The following is a 563-nucleotide window of genomic DNA, read 5'->3' as shown; positions in this document are numbered from 1 at the left end:
GCTCAGGTCCTGATAACACTTCAACCATCTTATTATTCTGACTGGTGTTAAACATAGTTCCAAGACTACCTCTTATTTTAAGAGAGGCGAAGTGTCTGGTGATCTATGGGGTTAATCTATAATCCCACATTTACGTATGAGACTTTTGGTCTGGTTATTAAGATAGTGGGCGAGGCCGTTTGAATCAATGCATGTCCGTCTCAACAACAGCCTTATTTCCCCCAACGCAAAAAGCCCCATGCTTGCGCATGAGGCTTTTTACTTTATTTGATGCCTGGCAGTTCCCTACTCTCACATGGGGAGACCCCACACTACCATCGGCGCTACGGCGTTTCACTGCTGAGTTCGGCATGGGGTCAGGTGGGACCACCGCGCTATCGCCGCCAGGCAAATTCGTTTCATCCTAACCGTTGCTTATTACACAACCATCAGAACCAATCTCAAAACAAGCTAAAATTCTTCGTCTCTCTCACCAAAACACCTTCGGTGTTGTAAGGTTAAGCCTCTCGGGTCATTAGTACTGGTTAGCTCAATGCATCGCTGCACTTACACACCCAGCCTAT

General features: G+C 46.7%; 1 rRNA gene. It reads right to left on the bottom strand.

Going from position 1 to position 563, the window contains the following annotated elements:
- Positions 1–272 precede the first annotated feature (272 nt).
- Positions 273–388: ribosomal RNA gene (gene rrf, locus ABRZ28_RS24275) — 5S ribosomal RNA — on the bottom strand.
- Between the last annotated feature and the right edge of the window lie 175 nt (positions 389–563).

This window comes from Brenneria sp. g21c3, from assembly GCF_040240345.1.
Taxonomy (GTDB): Bacteria; Pseudomonadota; Gammaproteobacteria; order Enterobacterales; family Enterobacteriaceae; genus Brenneria.
This window is presented reverse-complemented; position numbering and strand designations above follow the sequence as displayed.